A 20,894-nucleotide genomic window follows, 5' to 3' on the forward strand; every position below is an offset into this window, starting at 1 on the left:
CCCGAACCCGTACCCCCAACGAAAGAGGACAGCGATGACGCTCGTCGCAGGGATCGACTCGTCGACCCAGAGCTGCAAGGTGGTCGTCCGCGACCTCGACACCGGCGCCGTGGTGCGCACCGGCCGGGCGAGCCACCCGGACGGCACCGAGGTCGATCCGGCCGCGTGGTGGGAGGCGCTGCAGCTCGCCCTCGCCGACGCCGGCGGGCTCGACGACGTCGCCGCGATCTCGGTCGGCGGCCAGCAGCACGGCATGGTCGTCCTCGACGAGAGCGGCGCCGTCATCCGCCCCGCTCTGCTCTGGAACGACACCCGCAGCGCGCCCGCCGCCGCCGCGCTCATCGAGGAGCTCGGAGCCGGGGCCTGGGCGGAGCGGACCGGATCGGTGCCGGTCGCCTCCTTCACCGCCACCAAGCTCCGCTGGCTGCGCGACGCCGAGCCCGAGAACGCCGCCCGTGTCGCCGCCGTCGCGCTCCCCCACGACTGGCTGACCTGGCGCCTGCTCGGCTACGGCCCCGACTCCGCCCGTGGTCCGCAGCTCGACGCGCTCACGACCGACCGGTCCGACGCGTCCGGCACCTCGTACTGGGGAGCGGACGGCTACGACCTCGACCTGCTCGAGCGCGCCCTCGGCCACCGCCCGCTGCTCCCCCGCGTGCTCGGCCCCTCGGAGGAGGCGGGCCGCACCGAGAGCGGACTCGTCGTCGGCCCCGGCGCGGGCGACAACGCGGGCGCCGCGCTCGGCCTCGGCGCCGGCCCCGGCGACGTGGTCGTCAGCATCGGCACGAGCGGCACCGTCTTCGCCGTCACGGACGACCCGGTGCGCGACGCCTCCGGGACCGTCGCCGGCTTCGCCGATGCGAGCGGGCGCTTCCTGCCGCTGGTCGCGACGCTCAACGCCGCGCGCGTGCTGGCCTCGACCGCGACCCTGCTCGGCAGCGACTTCGACGAGTTCGCCGCACTGGCGCTCGAGGCGGAGCCGGGTGCCGACGGCCTCGTGCTGGTCCCCTACTTCGAGGGCGAGCGCACGCCGAACCTGCCGGACGCGACCGCGAGCCTGCACGGGATGACCATCGCCTCGACCACGCGACCGAACCTCGCCCGCGCGGCGATCGAGGGCATGCTCTGCGGACTGGCCGACGGGCTCGACGCCGTTCGCGCGCAGGGAGTGGAGGCGCGGCGCATCCTCCTCATCGGCGGAGCCGCGCAGAACCGCGCCGTGCAGCTCGCTGCATCGCAGGTGTTCGACGTGCCCGTGCAGGTGCCGACGCCCGGCGAGTACGTGGCCGACGGTGCCGCCGTGCAGGCCGCCTGGGCGCTGACCGGATCGCGTCCGACGTGGACCGTCACCTCGGAGGCCGAGCCCGCGCCGGACCACCGCCCCGTGATCCGCGAGCAGTACGCGGCCGCCCGCGCCTGAGAATCCGGCCCCGGCCCTCTCCAGGGTCGGGGCCTTGCCGCAAGCCCCAGTGGACGGGGAGCGGAACCGCGCTACTCTCATTACTCAGCCAGCTGACTAATGGAGGAGCGACATGACCGCCACACGAACCCCCGACCGCGCCGACCGGATCCGCCAGGTCGTCGTCGCCGTGAGCGCGGTGCTCGCCCTCATCGGCTCCTTCATCGGCTCGGGCGCCGCGGGCGGCACGCAGATCCAGAACGCGGCCGGCGGCGCCCTGACCGCGTCCTCGACCCCCATCGCTCCCGACGGCCCCGCCTTCGCGATCTGGAGCGTCATCTACACCGGCCTCATCGCCTACGCGATCTGGCAGTTCCTGCCCTCGCAGACCGCCCGCACCCGCCACCGCCGGCTGGGCTACTGGGCCGCCGCGAGCCTCCTCCTGAACGCCGCGTGGATCCTGGTCGTCCAGGCCGGCTTCCTGACGCTCAGCGTCGTCGTGATCGCCCTGCTGCTCGCCGTGCTCGCGCGCATCTTCGTGATCCTGCGGACCACCCGCTCGGCCGGAGTGGTCGACGCGATCGTGACGGACGGCACCTTCGGGCTCTACCTCGGCTGGGTGTGCGTGGCCACGGCCGCGAACGTCACCGCCGGGCTCGTCGGCGCCGGAGTCGGCAGCGCGGACGGTCCGGGCGCCGCGGTCTGGGCGGTCGTCGTCCTCGCCGTCGCCGCGCTCGTCGGACTCCTGATCGCGGTCACCGGCCGCGGCCGCATCGCCCCGATGCTCTCGCTCGTCTGGGGACTCTCCTGGGTCGCCGTCGGCCGCTTCGCCGGCGAGCTCGTCTCGGTCCCCGCCGGGATCGCCGCGCTGGTCGCCGCCGCCGTGGTGCTGGTGGTCACCCTCCTCGTCCGCGCCACCGCGGGACGCCGGGTCAGCGCCGCCTGACCCCTGCGCGACGAAGGCCGAGAGGCCGGGACAGCCCTGGTCCGGGGCCGCCCGGCCTCTCGGCCTTCGTCGTGGTGGCGGATCAGGTGATCAGCGTGTCGACGTACTCCCGGTTCTCGTCCATCCACGCGGCGAGGGCGGCGGAGCGGTCGTCGGCCCCGTCGTTGAACAGCGCGTTCTCGAGCGAGTAGAGCGTCTTCGAGTCCATCCGGAAGTCGCGGATCCAGCGGCTCATCGTCGGGTAGTCCGCGTCGAACGCGGCCGAGCCGAAGGAGTGGATCCCCTCCGCCTGCCCGAGCAGGCCCTTCGGGTCCGCGAGGTCCTTGACCGGGAAGGCGTCGTAGGCCCAGTGCGGGCGCCAGAGCGTGACGGCGATGTTCTCGCCCGCGGCGGTCGCGCTCGAGAGCTCCTGGAGCATGGCCGGCGTCGACGAGGTGAGGTAGTCCATCCCCTCCAGGCCGTAGCCGGGGATGACGTCCTCGGTCGTCGTCTTGTTGAGACCGGAGCCGGGCTCGATGCCGATCAGGCGGTTCCCGACGACGCCCGGGTCGGCGGCGAGCTCCTCGAGGGAGTCGATCGGGGCGTCCTCGTTGACCGCGATGGTCAGCTTCGCCTCGTCGTTCCATGCGCCCAGGTCGACGATCGAGTCGCCGTACTGCTCGACGTACCGGGCGTGGGTGAGCGGCAGCCAGGTGTCGAGGGCGAGGTCGTAGTCGCCGGTCGAGAGGCCCTGGAAGCCGGGGGCGACGTCGGCGTTCTGCAGGGTCACGTCGTAGCCCTGCTCCTCGAGCACCGCCTCCCACAGAGCGGAGACGGCGATCCCCTCGTCCCAGCCCTGGAACACGGCGACGGTCACGTCGGTGCGGTCGCCGTTGTCGACGGAGGCGGCGGTGGCGGGAGCGGCGAGGGTCGCGGCCCCGAGGGACGCGACCAGGCCGATCGAGACGACGCCGACGGCCGAGCGGGTCGCCATGACGGCGCGGCGGTTCTTCGCCCGGGCGACCCTCGCCGGCGAGGGCGAGCCCAGCGCGCCGGTCATCCGGTCGAGGACGACCGCGAGGATCACGACGGAGACGCCCGCCTCGAAGCCGAGCGCGACATCGATCCGGTTGAGGCTCGCGACGACGTCGCCGCCCAGCCCTCCGGCGCCGACCATGCCCGCGATGACGACCATCGAGAGCGAGAGCATGATGACCTGGTTGAGGCCCGCCAGGATCGAGGGCAGCGCGAGCGGCAGCTGGATCTGGCGGAGGATCCGCCACTTCGAGGAGCCGAACGACTCCCCCGCCTCGACGAGCTCCGGGTCGACGCCGCGGATGCCCAGCTCGGTGAGCCGGACGCCCGGCGCCATGGCGAACACGATGGTCGCGACGATGCCCGGCACCACTCCGACCCGGAACAGGATCAGCGCGGGGATCAGGTAGACGAAGGCCGGCATCGTCTGCATCAGGTCGAGCACGGGCCGGATGACCGCGGAGGCCGTGCGGTTGCGCGCGGCGAGCACGCCCAGCGGCACGCTCAGCGCGATGGCGATCACGGAGGCGACGAGCACCAGCGCGAGGGAGTCCATCGCGTTCTCCCACTGGTCGACCCCCACGATCAGCAGGAGCCCCACGGCGGTGCCGGCCGCGAAGACCCAGCCGCGGACGGCGTAGGCCAGTACGGCGAGGAAGGCGACGATCACCCAGAAGGGCGGCGTCGCGAGGACGAGGTCGACGCCGGAGTAGAGGGCGCCGAAGACGGTGCGCAGCAGGTCGAAGACCGGCTGGAAGGTCTGCGTGAGGACGTCGACGGCACCCTCGGCGAGGGCGCCGAGCGGGAGGCGGAAGCCGAGATCGGTCATCGTGCACCTCCGTCCGCCGCGAGGACGGCGTCCTCGACGGGGCCTCCGGTCGCGTGCAGGGTCGCGGTGACGACCTCGGTCGAGACGGTGGCGGGCGGCTCGATCACCGGGTGCTCGCCGGTGCGGGCGGGCACGTTGCCGAGCGCCGCGAGCAGGGTCACCCGCGGGATCGCTCCGAGCAGACGCCCGTCGGCGTCGACCACGGCGACCGGCAGCGCCGACTCGACGGCGGGCTCGATGACCTCGCTGAGGGCGGTGTCCGGACCGACGGTGACGACGTCGGAGGTGAGGACCGCCGAGAGGTCGCCGGCGCTCCGGCGCACCTGCTCGATCACGTCGCGGTCGCGGACCGTGCCCAGCAGGCGGCGTCCGCCGCCGACCACGAACGCGGCCGAGGTCTGCAGATCGCGCATGCTCCGCAGCGCGGCGCGAGGACCGGCCGCCAGGGTGACCACGGAGCGGGCGGGCTCCATCACGGCGGAGGCGGTGAGCACACGGGCGCGGTCGACGTCCTGCACGAACTGGGCGACGTAGTCGTTCGCCGGGTCGGTGAGGATCTCCTCCGGGGTGCCGATCTGGACGATGCGGCCGTCGCGCATCACCGCGATGCGGTCGCCGAGGAACATGGCCTCGTTGAGGTCGTGCGTGATGAAGACGATGGTCTTGCCGAGCTCGTGCTGCAGCTCGATCAGCTGCTCCTGCATCTCGCGGCGGATCAGCGGGTCGAGTGCCGAGAACGCCTCGTCCATCAGCACGATGTCGGTGTCGGCGGCGAGCGCCCGGGCGAGGCCGACGCGCTGGCGCATGCCGCCGGAGAGCTCGTCGGGCATCTTCTCGTGCCAGCCGGCGAGACCGGCGCGCTCGACCGCGAGCAGGGCCCGCTCGCGGCGCTCGGCCGCGGGGACGCCCTGGATCTCGAGCGGGTACGCGACGTTGTCGAGCACGGTGCGGTGCGGGAGGAGCGCGAAGTGCTGGAACACCATCGACACCGACGAGCGGCGCACGCGGCGCAGCTCCGCCTCGGAGACGCCGGTGATGGTGGAGCCCTCGATCAGGACCTCGCCCGCGGAGGGCTCCTGGAGCCCGTTCAGCATGCGGATCAGGGTGGACTTCCCGGAGCCGGAGAGGCCCATCACGACGAAGATCTCGCCGCGGCGCACGGTGAAGGACGCGTCGATCACCGCGGCCGTGCCGAGTCCGGCGAGCTCGCCGCGGTCGGCGCCCTCGCCCAGTCGGCGGACGACCTCGTCGGGCTTCCGGCCGAACACCTTGAAGAGGTGGCGGGCCTCGAGAGCTGGGGTCGCGGGATCGGCGCCCGCCTCGCTCCGGGGCTCGCTGATGATCTGCTGGTTCTGGTGCACGTACACTCCGTCGGCGCGCAGGGACGACGCCCTGCGCTCATCTCGTGGTGCCGGGTCGGGAGCGTGGGACAGCCGTGCGTCGAGCCTCCGCGTGCGTCCCGCCGCTCAGCGCGGCAGGGGGTGGAGGCGAGAGCGTCCGAGGCGGCCTCGGGGCCGCCTCCACTCCCGTTGACCGTACGATCGCGGCGCGTCCTGGGGGGACGCCGTGCGAGCGCGGACCGGTTCATCGGGGCCCGTGAGGACCGCCGACCACGGTAGCCGCGGAGCCGCCGAGGGGCAAACGTCGGACAATTGCGGGGGCGGGTCCAGGGGTGGTGATGAACCGATCGGCGCGAGCGAATGTGCTGGTCGGAGCTGGTTTCCGGAGTGTTGCGCGATCGTTACCGTGATGGCGCGGCCGGCGGCGCTCGTTCCGGCCGGTCTCCATCCGCCGCTGCTCGACCGGCGAGGAGGCCCCGCAGCTCAGACGGTGGTCTCGCCCGCCGGGCCCGAGGGGGCCGCCGCGCCGACTCCACTGACGGGCTCGCCCTGCCAGGACACGAGCGTCCACGCGTCGCCCGAGCCCTCGAGGACGACGACGCCGGTGTTGTCGAGCAGGTGGTCGGCGATGAAGCGCGCATCGAGGTCGAGGGAGCGCAGACCCGCCCAGCAGCGGATGGCCGCGCCGTGGCTGACCAGCGCGACGACCTCGTGCCCGAGCGCCTCCGCCTCCGCCACCACCGCGTCGTAGCGCGCCGCGAACTCGTCGCCCGTCTCGCCGCCCGCCAGCCGGATCGACGTCTCGCCGCCGGCCCAGCGGAAGACCGTGCCCATGTACTCCTCGACCGCCGCGTCGTCGCCGCGCATCTCGAGCCCCGCGGCCGCGACCTCGCGGATGCCGTCGCGCTCGATCGGCTCGAGCCCGAGCGCCGCGGCGAGAGGGGCGGCCGTCTCGTGGGTGCGGACCATCGTCGAGACGAGCAGCGCGCCGATCCCCTCGCCGGCGAGCCGACCGGGCAGCGCCGCGGCCTGGGTGCGGCCGAGGTCGGTGAGCCCGGGTCCGGGGATGCGGGTGTCGAGGAGCCCGGCGACGTTGGAGGGGGTCTGGCCGTGGCGGATCAGGAGGAGGCGCATCCGCCCACGCTAACCGCGGAGGCTGGGCTTCCGGGGCGCGCGGTCGCGCTCGCTCCCGCCGTTGTGCGGCGAGTGCGGCGCTGTCACGATGTGCGGGGACGCTCCCGGACCGGGAGCCGCAGACGGACGGGACGGGCGGACATGGCTTCCGAAGACGGTTTCTCGAAGGACGAGCGCGCGGCGATGAAGCAGCGCGCGGCCGAGCTGCGGGCGGAGGCGAAGCGGCAGAAGAGCGCCGACAAGGCCGACGCCGACCGCAGGGACGCGGAGGCCGCGATCGCCGCGATGACCGACGAGGAGCGGCCGATCGCCCAGATGCTGCACGACGTCGTCGGCGAGACCGCTCCCGACCTCCTCCCGAAGACCTGGTACGGCTTCCCCGCCTACGCGCGCTCCGACGGCAAGGCGATCGTCTTCTTCCAGCCCGGCGCGAAGTTCGGCACGCGCTACTCGACCCTCGGCTTCCAGGACGGCGCGCAGCTCGACGACGGCACGATCTGGCCGACCGCCTACGCGCTCGTCTCCGCCGACGCCGAGACGCGCGCCGCAGTCGCCGAGCTGGTCCGCCGCGCGGCCGGGGCCTGACCCCGTGGCGCACGTCTACGACGAGATCGACGAGAGCCTCTCCTCCTGGATCCACGAGCAGCCGATGTGGTTCGTCGCCACCGCGCCCCTCGCCGCGGACGGGCACGTCAACATGTCGCCGCGCGGCCACGACTCGTTCTCGATCCTGGGCCCGCGGCGAGTCGGCTGGGTCGACTACACGGGCAGCGGAGTCGAGACGATCGCGCACCTGCGCGAGAACGGGCGCGTGTGCTTGATGTTCGCGTCGTTCGGATCGCGTCCGCGCATCGTCCGCCTGCACGGCACCGGCTCCGTGCACCTGCCCGGTTCGGAGGCGTTCGCCGAGGTCGCGGAGCAGCACCCCGAGCACCCGAGCACCCGCGCGGTCGTCACCGTCGAGCTCACCCGCATCAGCGACTCGTGCGGCTGGGGCGTGCCGGTGATGGAGCCGGTCGGCGAGCGCGACCTGCTCCTCCTCCAGGCCGAGAAGAAGGGCCCCGACGGCATGGCCGAGTACCGCGCCACGCGGAACGCGGTCAGCATCGACGGGCTGCCGGGCTACCCGCTGGACTGAGCGGGCGGGAAGCGGCCGCAGCGCGGCGCGCACGAGCACGCCGACCGGCTCGAGCAGGGTCTCAGTGACGACGGCGAGCGGGTTCGACCCGGTCGGGCGGGAGCCGACGGAGATCCGAGCCGTCGGCACTCCCGCAGCAGACAGGACGTCGTCGGGGAGCGGCTCTGCCGGTCGCTGGATCCCTTCGGCAGCCTCCTCTCGGTGATGCAGGGACCGCCCGATGACGCGGCGTCGACCGGACCGTCGCGGTCCGTGACACGGCGGGCCGACGGCGGGCCGACGGCGGGCCCTGGACGAGAAGGCGCTGACCCTACTGGCCAGCGCCGGCGGGTCCCTCGCCGACCGTGCGCCGGGCGATCAGCCATCCCTGGCTGGTGGGGCGCAGCAGTTGCGTGATGGAGGCCACCGGCCACACCTCCGGGTGCGCCGGAGTGCCGCGGGCGAGAGAGAGGGTCGAGTGCGCGGACGCGCCCTCGACGGTGCCCGGCGTCACCGTGATGTCGCTGGTCAGGTGCAGAGTCCCGGACGGTTCGGCCGCCCAGATCCTCGTGACGGCCGCCCGGACCGCGTCGTGGCCGGACGCCTCTCCCTGGGCTCCGTCGAGGACCATGTCCTCGGTGGTCAGCGCCAGGTAGCCGTCGACGTCGCGAGCCGTCGCGAGCTCATCGGCTCGGCGGACGACCGCAGCGAGCTGCCGCCGGTCGTCATCGGAGAGGTCGGTCACGCTGAGGGCCCGCCGGGGCGCAGCCATCCGCTGATCTGCGCGACTCTGTCGGGCGAGAAGACCCGCTTCGGAACTCGGCCCTGGACAGCCTTCGCGGGGACGGAGGAGTAGGCCGAACCGGTCTGGTCGGCGTACTGCGCCACCCGGAAGCTCACGGCGAGGCTGCACAGCGCGTAGGCCTCGCTCTCGCTGAGGCCCGACGCCGCATGCAGCCAGGTGATGAGACCGCGGAGGCATTCCACCAGGGCGTCGTCGAGGTTGTCGCTGAACCCGAAGCCGATCCACTCCGTCGCCGTCTCGACCAGTGGTCCGGTCAGCGGCACTGCCCTGTGGAGGTCGTAGCGGATGACGAGTTCCTCGGCGGCCGTCTCGATGGCTGTCTGATCGACGACTCCGTCGCCCTGAACGGCGTGGATGTCGCCGAACCAGACCCGACCACCGGGAGTGAACACCGGGAGGAAGACCGAGCTGCCGGCTGTCAGCGCGTTGACGACGAGGTTGCCGCCGTAGGGGCCCGAGAGGATGGCGCTGGTGGGTTCCTCGCCCGCCGGCTCGGTGCCGATGACCCCGATGAACGGATCGAGGTCGAACTCCACACCGGGGACGAATTCCGCGCGCCGGCGGTCGTCATCGAATCGGAAGTAGTGCAGGTACGGCTCAGAGAAGTCGTGAGGCAGCGCGCCGACTCCGAGCGGGAAGCTGTTCCACCCCCAGTCGAGTGTGCGCAGCGTCTCGATGGTGCACTCGATGACATCGCCAGGGGCGGCACCGGTGACCTCGACAGGTCCGAGCATCGAATACGGGCCCTGCGGGTACTTGTGGCGAAGAGGTTCCCGTTCGGCGAACGTCATCCCGAAGACTGCTTCGTCGCCCCAGTGCGTCCAGGTCGCGGGGAACGACACCCGATCGCCGGAGTCGATGGATGCGACCGGCGGCGCGGTCGGGTCGAGGTAACCGGAGCGGACCGTGCTCGCGGTCGATGGCACGGAGTGGGTTTCGGGCATTTCCTACCTCCGAGAAGTCGAGGGTCCCACTCTGCTCGGGGACGACGGCGTTCGCCTTCGTCATTCGTCGAGTCCTCGACCGCTGACCGCCGCTCAGCGCGACGGGACCGGTTCGCGGAAGCACGCACGAGGACGCTTCGCACACGTCCCCAGGGGATGTACTCCTGGGACCAGTAGTCGGCCCGGATCTTCAGGAGGGGCCCCTCGACGGTGGAAGCCACCGAGATGGAGCGAAGGTCCCGGAGGGTTCCCGCGATGCGTGTCTGCGGGTCCTTTCGAGCTCGCTCGACAACTGCTCGGGAGTGATTCGCGTCGGGAGGGACGACCGCGAGCAGCCGCCGGCATCCACCGGAGGCGCATTCGACGGTCCCGCTGACGAGCTCGCTCCCCTGTGGACGGTCGATGGCCGAGGCCGCCGACCGCGCTGGTGAGGCTCATCCATGGGTCGGGACGAGAGCGAGCTCCGGGGAGCTCCGGCCGATCCCAGGAGGGGCGGACGTGGAGCGCGACTGAGGCCTGCTCGATCGACGGTCGGATCGGACGGCGTCCCTACCATCGGCCCCGCAGAGATCCCCTGGACGATCCGCCCGCCGCTACCCCCGCTCGTCGACGGCCCGGATCGAGAACAGCTCCTGCGGGGTGCAGTCGAGTGCGTCGCAGATGAGCGTCAGCGTCGTGAAGCGGATCGCGCGGGCGCGGTTGTTCTTGAGGATGGAGAGGTTCGCCATCGTGATGCCGGTGCGGGCCGAGAGGGCGGTGAGGGTCACGCCGCGCTCGGCCAGCACTGCTCCGAGGTGGCAGTCGATCCGGTGCCTCTCGTCGTCGGCGGGCTCAGACAACGCCGTCGACGTCCCGTTCGAGCTTCGCGCCGGCGCGGAACGCCGCTGTCAGGGCGAGGGCCACCACTCCGGCGAGCAGGACAGGGACGGGCCACTGCGGCAGGTTCGTCCCGATGGCCTGGTAGTCGCCGCCGAGGAAGGCGTCGCGCTGCTCGTCGGTCACCCGGCCGGCGGCGAAGAGCAGGCCGATGCCGGAGCTGAGGTACAGGCCCGCCGCGGTGTCGGCGAGGCCCTGCGCCACTCCTCCGATCAGCAGGGCGAGGCTCAGACGGCGCCAGTTCGCGAGGACGAAGGGGTCGAACGGGCGTCCGGCCGCGATGCCGCGGAGGACCCGCAGGAGGAAGACCGTGGCGAGGACGATGGTGACCGCCTGGAGGAGGCTCGGCAGCGCACCGAGCAGGCGGAGGGAGAGAGCGGCGTCGGCGAGCGTGGGCGCGGTGCCCTCGCGCGGCTCGGCCTGCAGCAGCTGCGGGAGGCTCCGGAGCGGGAGGCGGCCGTCCGCTCCCCCGAAGACCAATAGGGTGCGCCCGGTGGTGACGGTCCAGGTCTGCAGGAGCGCGGTGAGCACGGAGAAGACCGCGACGATGAGCAGGACCGCCCTGGCCACCCGGAACACGCGCGGACGCTCCCGGACCGGACCGCTGGGGATGACACTCGTCATGGCGTGCTCCTTATCGATCGTCGATGTTATCGAGTATCGATACTATGCACGCCGGTCCGCCGATGTCGACCCGCGGAGCCCCACCGACCACGGCGACGGCGGGAGGGGTGGTTGCCCGCGGCGAGGAGCCCGATCTAGCGTGGAGGGATGTCGGATGCGAGGGAGCGCGCCGCCCGGTACCGGGCCGGCGTCGCGGGCGAGGAGGAGGCGGAGCAGCCCGTCCTGCCGGAGGATCCGCTCGAGCGGGCCGCGTTCGTCGAGACGGCGATCCAGCTCGCGATCCGTCGCGGCGACTTCGACGACCTGCCGGGATCGGGGAAGCCGCTAGCGGACCTGGGCGCGGCCCACGACCCGGACTGGTGGATCCGCCGCAAGATCGAGCGCGAGAACCTCACCGGGATCGGCCCGGCCGCCTTCCTCCTCCGCGCCGAGGACCGCGCGCTCGACGAGCGCCTCGACCGCCTGCACCGCGAGGAGGAGGTGCGCGCCGAGCTCGCCGAATTCAACACGCGGGTGATCGAGGCACGCCGCCAGCTGCTGGGCGGGCCGCCCGTCGTCACCCCGCTCCGGGACGTCGACGAGGAGGTCGCCGCCTGGTCGCAGCGGCGCGTCGATCGCGCCGCCGCGGCCGAGGCCCGGGCGGCCGCCGAGCCGGAGCGGTCCCGCCGCTGGTGGTCGCGGCGGCGCTGACGTCCCCGGAAACCGGACAGACCTGCCCCTCCCACTGGGGTCCCGCCCCGGGAAACCGGGCGGGAGCGCGCCTCCGAATCATGCGTGCACATCAAGTCGACCGGAGTCCGCATGCTCACCGCCACCACCCCCGCACGCCTCCCGAGGGCCCGCCCCTCGACCCTCGCCGCGCCGCCGCTCGCGCTGCTCGAACCCGACTCGGACCGGATGCTCGTCATCCGCGCCGCGGAGGGCGACGACCGCGCGTTCGCCACCATCGTCCGCCGCTACACCGGGCTGCTCCGCGCGACGGCCGCCCGCACCCTCCGCAGCAGCGCCGACGTCGACGACGTGGTGCAGGAGACGTTCCTCGCGGCGTGGACCCACGTGGACAGCGTGATCGACGGCGAGACCATCGCCGGCTGGCTCGTCACGACCGCGCGCCGCCGCAGCGTCGACCGGCTCCGCTCCAGCGTCTCGCGGCTGCGAGCCGAGCTGGACGACGAGTTCCCCGCCTCCGCCGCCGACGACCCGGAGCACGCCGCGCACTGCGGATCGCTCGCCGCCGACGCCAACCGGGTGCTCGCCGCGATGCCCCCGGCCCAGCGCCGCTGCTGGGAGCTTCGCCAGCTGGAGCAGTGCAGCTACGACGCGATCGCGCACGAGCTGGGCCTCACGACCTCGACCGTCCGCGGGCTGCTCGCCCGCGCCCGCGCGACCCTCCGCACGGAGCTCGCCCACTGGCGCTGATCCGCGCTGCGGATCTCGGCGCAGGCGACCGGGCGGGGGCCTTCAGCGCAGGAGAACCGGCCCCGCGCCGATCCGCACCCGGAACAGCGAGTACGGGTACGTCCGCAGATCCGTGCCGCCCTGGTAGTCGGCCTGGCGGTGCAGCTGGTTCGCGGTGACGTACAGGTGCTCGTCCGTCGCGATCGACATGGTGTCGGGCCAGAGCAGCCGCCCGTCGTGCACGATCGTCTCCATCGTGCCGTCGGTGCGACGGCGGACGATCGCGTTGTTCTCGTAGCTCGTGGCGTAGAAGCGGCCCAGCGCATCCGTCTCGAGGCCGTCCGCTCCCCCGCCCTTGTCGCCCTCGTCGACGACGGTCGCCGCGACGTCCTCGTCCGGCACCGACCGGTCGACCAGGGCCGCCGTCGCCACGCTGAACCAGCGGCGGGAGGCGAGCGGGCAGTACCAGAGGCGCTCGCCGTCGGCCGAGATCGCGATGCCGTCGGCGCCCATCGTCACCGGCTGCGGGTCGCCGTCGGCCGGGCGCTTCATCAGCACGCGGCCCTCGGCCATCGGCACGAGCTCCGGAGGAGTGAGCGCCTTCGTGCTCGGGTGGTCGTGCAGGCGGCGCCAGGCGGTCCCCGCCTCGAGGGCGACGACGATGATCCCGTTCGGGCCTGAATCGGCCGAGTCGGTGATGTAGGCGATGCCGCGCCGCAGATCGAAGCGCACGTCGTTGAGGTAGGTGGTCGGCAGGGCGACGTCCGGCTCGAGGACGATCACCTGCTCGACGGTGTCGGTCGCCAGATCGACGCGGACGAGCTTGGGGCCGCCCTTCTTCGTCGGCTCGAACATCGGGCTGCCGGTGTCGAGGATCCAGAGCCGGTCGGCCGGATCGACGACGATGCTCTGCACCGAGACGAGGGCGCCGGCGTCGTCGATTCCCGACGGCGTGTTCCAGGTCTCGTCCGGGTAGGGCACCGCCGCTCCGTCGACCAGCTCCACGACCGTGGCCGGGACCTCGTCCCCCCACTTGGGGAAGTTCACGAAGATCCGCCCGGTGTGCGAGACGCTGACGCCGGTGGGCATCGGCCCGCTGGTGAAGGCGTGCACGAGCTCCAGCTCGCCGAGCGGCTCGTCGACCGGGCGCGTGCCGCGGGTCTCGTCGGTCGGTCCCCAGAATCCCATGGTGCTCTCGCTGTCCTCCCGCAGGCGCGGGCTCGTGGCGGTCTCGGTGCCGGTCGGGTGAGGAGTCGGTGCCCGCCGCGACCGGTGCTCCTCATCCTGCGCGTCGGCGCCGTCCGGCGGGGAGGAGGTGGCGGAGGAGGCGGCGAGCGCCTAGCATCCGGCCGCCGCGGGCGACCCGGGAGCCGCGACCGAGGAGGCGGAGGAGGGTCGGCCCGCGTCCGACTTCGGCACGGCCTTCACGAAGGGGCTCAGCATCGGGACTCGGCAGTGCCCGGTGAAGCGGGTCGCCTCGGCGGCCGCTCCCGCCGCCCGCAGTGCACCGCCCTCGACCCTCGCGCTCACCCGCTGGTCGGCGGGTCGACGGACCACTGATCCGCCGGCCGTCCGCTTCCGGACATGACCGCTAGAGGGCGTTGCCACTGCGGCCGCTCACCTGCCACGGTCGCAGAGCGACCGACGACGGTCCACCGATCAGAAGGACCGAGGCCCGCCATGGACGACTCCTCTTCGACCGAGACCAGCACGAGCGAGATGACGCCCGAGGTGCTGGCCGCGTTCAGCGACGCCTGGACCCGCCACGACCTCGAAGCGCTGATGAGCCACATGACCGACGACTGCGTCTACGGCGCGTCCGTCGGCCCCGAGCCCGGCCGCACCTGGACGGGGAAGGAGCAGGTCCGCGAGGGATTCGCGCTCATGCTCGCCTTCGACACCGGACAGGAGCGGCACGAGGAGGGGGCTCCCCTCATCGCCGGGACGCGCGGCGCGGCCACCTGGTCCTTCACCGGGACCGGCCCCGACGGCCGACCCCAGGTCACGCGGGGCTGCGACATCTACGAGTTCCGCGGCGGGAGGATCGCCCGCAAGGACGCGTTCCGGAAGGTCTACCGGGCGGACGAGGAGTAGTCCAGGTCGGCCGCCCTCGCGCAGCGGAGCCGGAGCGGCGTCCTCGTACCGGGTGGCCCCGCGCCTCCCCGATCGCGCAGACTGGCTCGATGGCAGCGGCGTCGGCACCGGTCGGATGGGGACGTCTGCCCGCCGTGTCGTGGCTGATGGTGCGCGCCTTCACGCGGCACCGCGTCCTCGCCGTCCTGGCCTTCCCGACGGCGCTGCTCTCGCTCACGCCCTCCGTGATCCGCCGCGCCGCCCACGAGACGGCCGACCGGAACGGGTTGGTCGTGTTCGGGCGCTACCGGCCGGTCGCCGACGTCCTGGTGAGCATCGCCGTCACCGTCCCGGTCGTCCTGCTGGCCGTGGTGGCGGCCCTGTGGGTCGCGCTCTCGGGTCTGCTCGGCGCGGTCCTGGTCCTCGCGGCGCTCCTCGGCGGAGCCGTGGGGGCGGGGGCCCTGCTGGTCGGGACCCCCCTCACCGCGGCCGTCGGCGCGGAGACGCCCCCCGGGCGGCGGTGGACGGTGATGGCGCTCTCGCAGCGCCCCGGGACCCGCCTGTCGGCGCTGCTCGCGACGAGGGAGCTGCTGGCCACGGTCCCCGCGGGAGGCGTCGTCGTGGCCGTCGCCGGCGACGAGCGGCTGGCGGACAGCTACTCGCGCCTCGGCTTCTCCCGGGGACGGGGCCTGCGGATCTCCCAGCAGGTCTGAGGGGCACCTCATCGCCGGACGGAGGCCACCGGCCGCTCGATACGGTGGAAATCGTGCAGTGCGGCTGAGGCCTTCCCGATCCCCGTCGCTCCGTCCCGCTCCCTCCGGCCCGCTCGGGCGCGATTGAAAGGCTCCCCGTGTCCGCACTCCTTCCCCTGCAGGGCAGGACCGCTCTCGTCACCGGCGTCTCGCGGCGGCGCGGCATCGGATTCGCCGTCGCCGCGAAGCTCGCCTCCCTCGGCGCGCACCTCGTCGTCCACCATCACCGCCCTCACGATCTCGACCTCCCCTGGGGAGGCGACGACCTCGACGCGGTCCGGTCCGAGCTCCGCGCGCACCTCACGGAGGGCGCGCGGTTCGGCGACGTCGCCGCGGACCTGGCCGATCCCTCCACGATCTCCGGTCTGATCGCCACCGCAGCCGACCTCACCGGGAGCCTGGACGTCCTCGTCTGCAACCACGCGAAGAGCGGCGACGACGGCAGCATCCTCGACATGACGCCCGAGCGGCTCACCGCGTTCTGGGACGTCAACACCCGCTCCACCCTCCTGCTCACCGCGGAGTTCGCGCGGCTCCGGGCACCGCGCACGGACGGACCCCGCCGGCCCGGCGACCGGATCGTCGGAGCCGGGCCCTACGCCCGGGCGCAGGGACACGTGTTCTGGATGACGTCCGGCCAGATCCACGGCGCGATGCGCGGAGAGGTCGCCTACGCCGCGAGCAAGGCCGCACTCGCCGGCGTCACCGCCACGGTCGCCGCCGAGCTCCTGGAGCTCGGGATCGTGCTCAACACGATCGATCCCGGTCCGGTGAACACGGGATACCTGGACCCGGAGACCACCGACCGGTCGCTCGAGGACCTCGAGGAGTACGTCGCGACCACGCCCTTCGGCCGGGTCGGTGCGCCGGCGGACCCCGCGGAGCTGATCGCATGGCTGGCCACGTCGGCGGGCAGCTGGGTCGTCGGGCAGGTGCTCACGACCGACGGCGGGTTCAGCCTGTGACCGGAGCGGCGGCGCAGCGGCTCCGGACCTAGTCGGAGGCGACGGCCCGCACGATGGTGCGGGCGACCTCGAGCACCTCGCGCTCGTGGCTCAGGTGCACCTCGTGCACCGCTCCGGGCCAGGACAGCAGCGGCGCGTCCAGGGCGGCGGCGACGCGCCGATGCACGCGATGCAGGGAGGACCCGGGCCTGCGGTCCGCGGTCACCACGGCCGCGGGGACCGCGGGCAGCTGAGACTCGTCGAAGCCCCGCGCCACCTGCTCCAGACCGGCGGCGGCGGAGGCGAGCCCCGGCAGGTCGACGTCCGCCATCGCGAGAGCGGCCGCGCGCGCGGCCGGGCTCATCGCGTGGCGCCTCGCCGACCGGGCGGCGCTCGTGCGCAGCAGCGCGGACAGCGCTCGGCCGAGCCCCGGCAGTCTCGTGAGCGTCGCCGTCGCCCGGGCCGTCCGCTCCACCTGACGCGCCAGTGCCGTGTCGTTGACGGGCGTCGGGTCGAGGAGCACCAGTCCCGCGACGTCCTCGGGATGATCGCGAGCGAGCAGCATCGCGACGGCAGCGCCGAGGCTCTGGCCGATCACGACGACGGGACCTGTCCCGAGGCCGGCCAGCACGGCGTGGACGGCGTCTGCGGCGTCGGTGAGTCCGCCGGCGACCTCCGACCCCGCTGTGCCCGGTCTGTCGTAGAGGACCACCCGGCAGCCCGGATCGACGATCAGGCCCTCGACCAGCCCGGGGAAGAAACCGTCGACGGCCTCGCCCCCGCCCGGCAGGAGGAGCACGGCCTGCCCGGATTCACCCCGCACCTGCAGCATCCGGCGAGCCTAGCCGGGGAGCCGTCCGGCGCCGACGACCGGCGCGGCCGGGCCCGGGGATGATGGGCGCATGGGAACTCGTGGGGCCGGAGTGCTGTGGGTGGTGAGCGCGCTCGCCTACGTCGGAGCGGAGGCGGTCGCCGCGTCCGCGTTCCCGGGCTACAGCTACGCACGGAACTACATCAGCGATCTCGGCGTGCCCGAGGTGGGCGTGTTCCAGGGGCGCGCGATCGACTCGCCGCTGCACGCGGTGATGAACGCCGGATTCCTCCTGCAGGGGGCGCTCTACCTCGCCGCCGCCGTCACGACCGTGCGGGCGGCGCGGGGTGGATCGCGGGGGCTGTTCCTCTCCCTCGCCGTGGTCCACGCCGTGGGCATCGCCGTGGTGGGCCTCGTGCACGGGAGCAGCGCCAGTGCGCAGAACGGGATCGGCGGCCTGCACGTGGTCGGCGCCGCGATGGCGATCGTCGGCGGCAACGCGGCCTCGATCGTCGCCGGTGCCGCGGCCCGGCGCGGCCGCGCCCCGTGGGCGCTCGGGACGGTCGGGATCGTGCTCGGCGCGGTCGGCCTGCTCGCGCTGCTGATGCTGCAGGTCGACACCCGCGTGCCCGGCGTCGATCTGCTGCCCGACGGCGTCTGGGAGCGCGCCTCCGTCTACGCCGTCACGGCCTGGCAGCTCGCGACCGGCCTGCGGCTGCTCCGACGGCCGGAGGTGCCGCGGCAGCCGCGGCCTCCTCAGACCGCGGGCAGCGGCGCGCAGGTGCGCAGCGCCGTGCACCGGCTCTTCCAGCTCGGGATCCGGATCCCGGAGGCCCTCTCGGTCGTCGTGTTCGACGACAACCCGTGGAGCGAGCTGGTCACCCCGCCGCTCAGCGTCGTCCGCCAGCCGATCGACATGCTCGCCCGTCACAGCGTCGAGCTCGTCCTCGCCCGCATGCAGGGCCGCCTCCCCGAGGCGCCGCAGCACATCGAGGTGCAGGCCGACCTCGTCATCCGCTCCAGCTGCGCCGCACCCCCGCAGCGCTGATCCCCCTCCCCCCTCCGAAAGGCACGCCATGTCCGATCCCGTCGTCGTCACCGCGATCTTCACTCCCGCCGAGGGGCAGCGCGACACGCTCGTCGCCGCCCTCTCCACCGCCATCGCGGAGGTGCACGAGGAGGAGGGCTGCGAGCTCTACGCGATCCACGACTCGCCCGACGGCACCATCGTCATGCTGGAGAAGTGGACGAGCGGCGACCTGCTCGACGCGCACGGCGCCGGCGAGCCGGTCGTCCGCCTCAACGAGGCGATCCGCGGACTCGTCGCCCACCCGCCCGTCGTGACGCGGCTCGTCCCGATCCCGGCCGGCACCTCGCAGCAGGGCGAGCTCTAGCACCCGGGGGCGGGGCCGCTCCGGATCCGGATCGCGCGCCTCCCGCCGGAAACGCGCGCGAAACAGCGGAGGCATACGGTCGGGAGCGACCCCGCCGCCCCGGCCGCTCCCTGGAGGATCCGCATGCCCCGCCCCGCCTTCCCCGCCCCGCCCAGCGCCGAGCTGCACATCCACCTCGAGGGCACGATCGAGCCCGAGCACATCGTCGAGATGGCGCGCCGCAACGGGGTCGCCCTGCCCACCGAGGATCTCGACGCCCTCCGCGCGCGGTACTCCTTCACCGACCTCGCGTCGTTCCTGGAGCTGCACTACTCGAACCTCACCGTGCTGAAGACGGAGCGGGACTTCTTCGAGCTCGCGACCGGCTACCTCGACCGGGCGCAGAAGGCGAACGTCCGCCGCGCCGAGATCTTCTTCGACCCGCAGACGCACCTCGGCAACGGCGTCGCGCTCGACACCGTGATGAGCGGGATCACCCGTGCGCTCGGTCGGAGCGAGGAGACCCACGGGGTCTCGACGGACCTGATCATGTGCTTCCTCCGCGACCTGGGCGCCGACGCGGCCGACGAGATGCTGACGGCGATCCTCCCCTGGCGCGAGCACATCATCGGCGTCGGGCTCGACTCGAACGAGGTGGGCTTCGGCCCGGAGCTGTTCGTCGACGTCTACGCGCGCGCCGCGGCGGACGGACTGCGCCTGGTCGCGCACGCCGGCGAGGAGGCCGGGCCCGAGACGGTCGCGGCCACCGTCGAGCTGCTGAAGGTCGAGCGGATCGACCACGGGATCCGCGCGATGGAGGACCCGGAGGTCGTCGCGATGCTCCGCGAGCGCCGCATCCCGGTGACGGTGTGCCCGCTGTCGAACGTCGCCCTGCGCGCGGTGGACACGATGGCCGACCACCCGCTGCCCGCGATGCTCCGCGAGGGACTCGTCGTGACGGTCTCGAGCGACGATCCGCCCTACTTCGGCGGCTACGTGGATGAGAACTACCGCGCCCTGGTCGAGGAGCTGGGGATGGACGACGCGCAGCTCGAGCAGCTGGCGCTCAACTCCTTCGACGCGGCGTTCATCACGGAGGAGGACCGCGAGCGCTGGCAGGCGGAGGTGCGCGAGCACTTCGCGCGGTGAGCGCGTCACTGCCCAGAGAACGATCGTTCCCACCCTCCCCGCGCGCTGAGCCCTCGTTCCGCGGTCGCACGCCTCCGCGCCCGCCCTACGCTGGCCGGATGACCCGATCCGACGGCACACGATGAGCTGGGTGCTCCTCACCGGCGCGATCCTCACCGAGGTGACGGCGTCGCTCGCCCTCCAGGCCGCCATCGAGTCGCCGGGCTGGTACGCCCTCGTGGTGGCGGGCTACCTGGCGGCGTTCGTCCTCCTCAGCCGGGTGCTCAAGGCCGGCATGCCGATCGGAGTCGCGTACGGCGTGTGGGGCGCGTGCGGCGTCGCGCTGACGGCGGTCCTCGCGGCCGTGCTCTTCGGTCAGCCGCTGACGGGCGTGATGACGATCGGGCTGGTGCTGATCATCGCGGGCGTGCTGATGGTCGAGATCGGCTCGCAGCGAGCGCAGGCCGCGCGCCGGGCGGTGCGCTGATGGCCTGGCTGCTGCTCTCGGGCGCGATCCTCACCGAGGTCGCCGCGACGATGAGCCTCAAGCCCGCGACGGACGGCCGGAAGCGCTGGTACGTCGTGGTCGGAGTCGGCTACGTCGTCGCGTTCACGCTGCTGGCCGGGGCGCTCGCGCAGGGCATGCCGATCGGGGTGGCCTACGGGATCTGGGCGGCGGTCGGAGTCGCGCTGACCGCGGTGCTCGGCCGCTGGCTGTTCCAGGACCCGCTGACCTGGACGATGCTCGGCGGGATCGGCCTGATCATCGCCGGCGTGCTGCTGGTGGAGCTCGGGCACTGACCGGCCGAGTGCCGTCGCGGCGGGAGTCCCTCCACTCAGCGGCCGTCGCGGCGGGAGCGCGCCTCCTCAGCCGTCGTCGCGGCGGAAGCGCTTCGGCGTCACCGGTTGTCGCGGCGGTACCGCGCCTCGCGGCCGGCGATGTGGAGGCCGAGCCCGGTGACCGCGACCGCGAAGGCGACCAGCACGCCGATGAACGCGATCTCGTCGCCTGCTCCGACCGCCACGGCCGCGACGGCGAGCCCGATCAGCGCGAGGGCGAGCACCACGGCGCCGACGGTCTCGAGAGGGCTCCATGCGGTCATGGCTCCAGCGTGCGCTCGGAGCGGCGCGCGGGCAAGGGGCGGCAGGCGAACAGGACATGACGTCCCGCCGACCGCGGAGGTCCGCGCGCCGCTCCGAGCGCACGCTGGAGCCATGACCGCATGGAGCCCTCTCGAGACCGTCGGCGCCGTGGTGCTCGCCCTCGCGCTGATCGGGCTCGCCGTCGCGGCGCCGCGTCCGTTCCTCGCGCTCCGCTGCGCCGCGACGGCCCTGCCGGCTTCCCGGCGATGCGCCAGGATGGGGGCATGACGACACGCGTGGACGG

The 20,894-nt window shown here is 73.3% G+C and carries 26 protein-coding genes; 15 read left to right on the top strand and 11 right to left on the bottom strand.

From position 1 onward, the window contains the following. Positions 1–34 precede the first annotated feature (34 nt). Together xylB and C5C54_RS15980 are read left to right on the top strand one after the other, a co-directional pair. Complete coding sequence (gene xylB, locus C5C54_RS15975) at positions 35–1,420, top strand: xylulokinase (RefSeq protein ID WP_104288781.1); 1,386 nt, start codon at positions 35–37, stop codon at positions 1,418–1,420. Positions 1,421–1,532: 112 nt separating this feature from the next. Beyond that, positions 1,533–2,345, top strand: coding sequence for a tryptophan-rich sensory protein (locus C5C54_RS15980; protein ID WP_104224878.1), 813 nt, complete (start codon positions 1,533–1,535; stop codon positions 2,343–2,345). Between the two features lie 82 nt (positions 2,346–2,427). Here the strand turns inward: C5C54_RS15980 and C5C54_RS18475 are convergent, their stop codons facing one another. The 3 genes from C5C54_RS18475 to C5C54_RS15995 form a co-directional block, all read right to left on the bottom strand. Beyond that, on the bottom strand, positions 2,428–4,188 hold the full coding sequence (locus C5C54_RS18475; protein ID WP_104288782.1) for an ABC transporter permease/substrate binding protein: 1,761 nt from the start codon (positions 4,186–4,188) through the stop codon (positions 2,428–2,430). After that, on the bottom strand, positions 4,185–5,549 hold the full coding sequence (locus C5C54_RS15990) for a glycine betaine/L-proline ABC transporter ATP-binding protein (RefSeq protein WP_374953290.1): 1,365 nt from the start codon (positions 5,547–5,549) through the stop codon (positions 4,185–4,187). The genes C5C54_RS18475 and C5C54_RS15990 overlap by 4 nt, the downstream gene beginning before the upstream one ends. Positions 5,550–6,011: 462 nt before the next feature. Further along, complete coding sequence (locus tag C5C54_RS15995) at positions 6,012–6,662, bottom strand: histidine phosphatase family protein (RefSeq protein ID WP_104224880.1); 651 nt, start codon at positions 6,660–6,662, stop codon at positions 6,012–6,014. A gap of 141 nt (positions 6,663–6,803) precedes the next feature. Here C5C54_RS15995 and C5C54_RS16000 point away from each other — a divergent pair, with 141 nt between their 5' ends. Together C5C54_RS16000 and C5C54_RS16005 are read left to right on the top strand one after the other, a co-directional pair. After that, positions 6,804–7,247 (top strand): hypothetical protein, encoded by a 444-nt coding sequence (locus tag C5C54_RS16000; RefSeq protein WP_104288783.1) that lies wholly within the window; start codon positions 6,804–6,806, stop codon positions 7,245–7,247. Between the two features lie 4 nt (positions 7,248–7,251). Further along, complete coding sequence (locus tag C5C54_RS16005; protein ID WP_104288784.1) at positions 7,252–7,800, top strand: pyridoxamine 5'-phosphate oxidase family protein; 549 nt, start codon at positions 7,252–7,254, stop codon at positions 7,798–7,800. A gap of 310 nt (positions 7,801–8,110) precedes the next feature. Here the strand turns inward: C5C54_RS16005 and C5C54_RS16010 are convergent, their stop codons facing one another. From C5C54_RS16010 to C5C54_RS16025, 4 genes are all read right to left on the bottom strand, one after another. After that, positions 8,111–8,524: a nuclear transport factor 2 family protein gene (locus C5C54_RS16010; protein ID WP_181127920.1), complete on the bottom strand. Its 414-nt coding sequence runs from the start codon at positions 8,522–8,524 to the stop codon at positions 8,111–8,113. Beyond that, positions 8,521–9,528, bottom strand: a complete 1,008-nt coding sequence (locus C5C54_RS16015) for an acetamidase/formamidase family protein (RefSeq protein WP_104269671.1) — start codon at positions 9,526–9,528, stop codon at positions 8,521–8,523. The genes C5C54_RS16010 and C5C54_RS16015 overlap by 4 nt, the downstream gene beginning before the upstream one ends. A 593-nt stretch (positions 9,529–10,121) precedes the next feature. Continuing rightward, positions 10,122–10,367 (bottom strand): helix-turn-helix transcriptional regulator, encoded by a 246-nt coding sequence (locus C5C54_RS16020; RefSeq protein WP_104224883.1) that lies wholly within the window; start codon positions 10,365–10,367, stop codon positions 10,122–10,124. Beyond that, on the bottom strand, positions 10,360–11,028 hold the full coding sequence (locus C5C54_RS16025; protein ID WP_104227364.1) for a hypothetical protein: 669 nt from the start codon (positions 11,026–11,028) through the stop codon (positions 10,360–10,362). Before C5C54_RS16025 ends, C5C54_RS16020 begins: the two co-directional genes overlap by 8 nt. A 147-nt stretch (positions 11,029–11,175) precedes the next feature. Here C5C54_RS16025 and C5C54_RS16030 point away from each other — a divergent pair, with 147 nt between their 5' ends. Together C5C54_RS16030 and C5C54_RS16035 are read left to right on the top strand one after the other, a co-directional pair. Continuing rightward, positions 11,176–11,718 (top strand): DUF1992 domain-containing protein, encoded by a 543-nt coding sequence (locus tag C5C54_RS16030; RefSeq protein ID WP_104288786.1) that lies wholly within the window; start codon positions 11,176–11,178, stop codon positions 11,716–11,718. An 84-nt stretch (positions 11,719–11,802) separates the two neighbouring features. After that, positions 11,803–12,447 carry an RNA polymerase sigma factor gene (locus C5C54_RS16035; protein ID WP_104263555.1) on the top strand — a complete coding sequence of 215 codons (645 nt, stop codon included), beginning with the start codon at positions 11,803–11,805 and terminating at the stop codon, positions 12,445–12,447. Positions 12,448–12,489: 42 nt separating this feature from the next. Here C5C54_RS16035 and C5C54_RS16040 read toward each other — a convergent pair whose 3' ends face one another. Together C5C54_RS16040 and C5C54_RS17750 are read right to left on the bottom strand one after the other, a co-directional pair. Beyond that, positions 12,490–13,614 (bottom strand): L-dopachrome tautomerase-related protein, encoded by a 1,125-nt coding sequence (locus tag C5C54_RS16040; protein WP_104288787.1) that lies wholly within the window; start codon positions 13,612–13,614, stop codon positions 12,490–12,492. A 150-nt stretch (positions 13,615–13,764) separates the two neighbouring features. Continuing rightward, entirely contained in the window at positions 13,765–13,983 is a 219-nt protein-coding gene (locus tag C5C54_RS17750) for a hypothetical protein (protein WP_146078883.1), read from the bottom strand. A 123-nt stretch (positions 13,984–14,106) separates the two neighbouring features. On the opposite strand from C5C54_RS17750, the gene C5C54_RS16045 reads away from it, so the two are divergent. From C5C54_RS16045 to C5C54_RS16055, 3 genes are all read left to right on the top strand, one after another. Beyond that, positions 14,107–14,520 carry a nuclear transport factor 2 family protein gene (locus C5C54_RS16045; protein WP_208543359.1) on the top strand — a complete coding sequence of 138 codons (414 nt, stop codon included), beginning with the start codon at positions 14,107–14,109 and terminating at the stop codon, positions 14,518–14,520. 89 nt (positions 14,521–14,609) lie between these two features. Continuing rightward, positions 14,610–15,212 carry a hypothetical protein gene (locus C5C54_RS16050; RefSeq protein ID WP_146078884.1) on the top strand — a complete coding sequence of 201 codons (603 nt, stop codon included), beginning with the start codon at positions 14,610–14,612 and terminating at the stop codon, positions 15,210–15,212. Positions 15,213–15,349: 137 nt separating this feature from the next. Beyond that, positions 15,350–16,216, top strand: a complete 867-nt coding sequence (locus C5C54_RS16055; RefSeq protein ID WP_258063358.1) for an SDR family oxidoreductase — start codon at positions 15,350–15,352, stop codon at positions 16,214–16,216. A 28-nt stretch (positions 16,217–16,244) separates the two neighbouring features. Here C5C54_RS16055 and C5C54_RS16060 read toward each other — a convergent pair whose 3' ends face one another. Continuing rightward, positions 16,245–17,027 carry an alpha/beta fold hydrolase gene (locus tag C5C54_RS16060; RefSeq protein WP_104288789.1) on the bottom strand — a complete coding sequence of 261 codons (783 nt, stop codon included), beginning with the start codon at positions 17,025–17,027 and terminating at the stop codon, positions 16,245–16,247. Positions 17,028–17,097: 70 nt separating this feature from the next. On the opposite strand from C5C54_RS16060, the gene C5C54_RS16065 reads away from it, so the two are divergent. The 5 genes from C5C54_RS16065 to C5C54_RS16085 all read left to right on the top strand — a co-directional run bounded on the left by C5C54_RS16065 (position 17,098) and on the right by C5C54_RS16085 (position 20,308). After that, positions 17,098–18,054: a DUF998 domain-containing protein gene (locus C5C54_RS16065; protein ID WP_258063359.1), complete on the top strand. Its 957-nt coding sequence runs from the start codon at positions 17,098–17,100 to the stop codon at positions 18,052–18,054. Between the two features lie 28 nt (positions 18,055–18,082). Beyond that, positions 18,083–18,400: a putative quinol monooxygenase gene (locus C5C54_RS16070; RefSeq protein ID WP_104269675.1), complete on the top strand. Its 318-nt coding sequence runs from the start codon at positions 18,083–18,085 to the stop codon at positions 18,398–18,400. A gap of 123 nt (positions 18,401–18,523) precedes the next feature. Further along, positions 18,524–19,528, top strand: a complete 1,005-nt coding sequence (locus C5C54_RS16075; RefSeq protein ID WP_104288790.1) for an adenosine deaminase — start codon at positions 18,524–18,526, stop codon at positions 19,526–19,528. Positions 19,529–19,649: 121 nt separating this feature from the next. Further along, on the top strand, positions 19,650–19,994 hold the full coding sequence (locus tag C5C54_RS16080; protein WP_104269826.1) for a multidrug efflux SMR transporter: 345 nt from the start codon (positions 19,650–19,652) through the stop codon (positions 19,992–19,994). Beyond that, positions 19,994–20,308: a multidrug efflux SMR transporter gene (locus C5C54_RS16085; RefSeq protein WP_104224891.1), complete on the top strand. Its 315-nt coding sequence runs from the start codon at positions 19,994–19,996 to the stop codon at positions 20,306–20,308. Before C5C54_RS16080 ends, C5C54_RS16085 begins: the two co-directional genes overlap by 1 nt. A 98-nt stretch (positions 20,309–20,406) precedes the next feature. Here C5C54_RS16085 and C5C54_RS16090 read toward each other — a convergent pair whose 3' ends face one another. Further along, entirely contained in the window at positions 20,407–20,610 is a 204-nt protein-coding gene (locus C5C54_RS16090; RefSeq protein ID WP_104227488.1) for a hypothetical protein, read from the bottom strand. Between the two features lie 112 nt (positions 20,611–20,722). On the opposite strand from C5C54_RS16090, the gene C5C54_RS18085 reads away from it, so the two are divergent. After that, positions 20,723–20,878, top strand: a complete 156-nt coding sequence (locus tag C5C54_RS18085; RefSeq protein ID WP_181127921.1) for a hypothetical protein — start codon at positions 20,723–20,725, stop codon at positions 20,876–20,878. Positions 20,879–20,894: the final 16 nt, after the last annotated feature.

Source organism: Rathayibacter sp. AY1F2, from assembly GCF_002930885.1.
Taxonomy (GTDB): domain Bacteria; phylum Actinomycetota; class Actinomycetes; order Actinomycetales; family Microbacteriaceae; genus Rathayibacter.